The following is a 2,005-nucleotide window of genomic DNA, read 5'->3' on the forward strand; positions in this document are numbered from 1 at the left end:
TGGAATCACTCCCTTGGATACCCATAACGGTATCGAAACACTTTACAGCGCATGGAAAACACAAACCTCCCAGATCACAGTACTTCAAGGAAATCAAAAGAAAATAAAGTCAAATGTTATTCCCTTTTTACAAAAGGAAAATACTAAAGTTCAAGAAAAATCAACCATCGATAAGGTTGTTACAGATATAGACATTACTAGCTTATCCATAAAAGTAAGTAAGGTCTTAACAAAAATTATTTCTAAAATTCTTAAAGTTGACTCAGTGAATATTGAAGGGGCTACAGAACTTAGCGAATACGGATTTGATTCAATCACTTTCACTCAATTTTCGAATGAAATCAACAAAAAATTCGATATGGAGCTCACTCCAACCATATTCTACCAATTTAGTACGCTAGACGATTTATCGGCTTATTTACCTAAGGAATACCCGACTCTATTCAATTCAAAACTTTTGGATAATAAAAAAACAATCAAAACCGCCACCAATCAAATTGAAAGAAAAACCGAAAACCTTCAATTTCTTAGGCGTCGCCGAAATCTTAATTTGAGCTCATCCCCAATATCTGGGTTTAACGGCAACACCTCTCCTGAACCAATAGCCATCGTTGGAATTAGCGGTAAGTTTCCTAAAGCAAAGAACCTGAAAGAATTGTGGAAAAATTTAAAGGATGGAGATGATTGCATTGAAGAAATCCCTTTTGATAGATGGGATTGGAGAGAATTTTATGGCAACCCTACGCAAGAGCCTAATAAAACAAATATCAAGTGGGGAGGGTTTATTGATGGGATAGCAGAATTTGACCCTTTATTTTTTAATATTTCTCCTAGGGAAGCTGAGTTTATGGATCCACAACAGCGTCTACTGATGATGTATGTATGGAAGGCCATAGAAGATGCTGGGTATTCGGCCAGTAGCTTATCAGGAACAAAAACAGGAATATTTATTGCTACAGCAGGAAGTGGATATAGCGGATTAATTACAAACTCTAATGTTGCTATAGAGGGTTATTCATCCACAGGAATGGCTCCCTCAATTGGTCCAAATAGAATGAGTTATTTTCTCAATTTTCATGGTCCAAGTGAGCCTATTGAAACAGCATGTTCAAGTTCATTAATTGCAATTCATAGGGCTATGGAAGCAATAAATTCGGGCACATGTGATATGGCTATTGTCGGAGGAATTAATACTATTTTGACTCCAGAAGCCCATATTAGTTTTAATAAAGCAGGCATGCTTAGTCAAGACGGTAGATGTAAAACATTTTCAGATAAAGCTAACGGATATGTACGTGGTGAAGGAGTAGGCATGATTTTTCTAAAAAAACTTAAAAATGCGGAGAAAGATCTAGATAATATTTATGGAGTGATCAAGGGTTCTTCCGAGAATCATGGAGGACGTGCTACTTCACTTACTGCACCGAATCCAAAAGCTCAGGCAGAATTACTTAAAACAGTTTATAGCAAGGCAGGAATATCTCCTGATACGATTAGTTATATCGAAGCTCATGGTACTGGTACTGACCTTGGGGATCCAATCGAAATTAATGCACTTAAATCCGCATTTAAGGAGCTTGGCGAAAAAATTTACAATACAGAATTAAAAAATAATTACTGCGGCTTAGGTTCCATAAAAACGAACATAGGACACCTAGAACTTGCTTCCGGAATTGCAGGTGTTCTCAAGGTCATTTTACAACTTAAGAATAAAACCCTAGTAAAGTCCTTACACTGTAATACTATTAATCCATATATCGATTTAAATAATTCTCCTTTTTATATAGTAAATGAAAAAAGAGATTGGATGCCTTTAGTAGATGCTAACGGCAATAAAATTCCTCGACGAGCAGGTATAAGTTCCTTTGGTTTTGGCGGATCGAATGCACACGTTATCATCGAGGAATATGATTCTTCAACTAGAGTTTCCAACATAGAGGTCACCACTGATTCTCCAGGTATTTTTGTCCTTTCAGCAAAAACAGAACGAGCCCTAAAAGAACAG

The 2,005-nt window shown here is 36.6% G+C and carries 1 protein-coding gene; it reads left to right on the forward strand.

What is annotated here, in order from left to right; all coding sequences use genetic code 11:
* On the forward strand, window positions 1-2,005 hold a 2,005-nt coding region (locus Q4Q40_RS23995), incomplete at both ends, for a beta-ketoacyl synthase N-terminal-like domain-containing protein (protein WP_303304592.1).

Source organism: Flavivirga jejuensis (assembly GCF_030540765.1).
Classification (GTDB): domain Bacteria; phylum Bacteroidota; class Bacteroidia; order Flavobacteriales; family Flavobacteriaceae; genus Flavivirga; species Flavivirga jejuensis.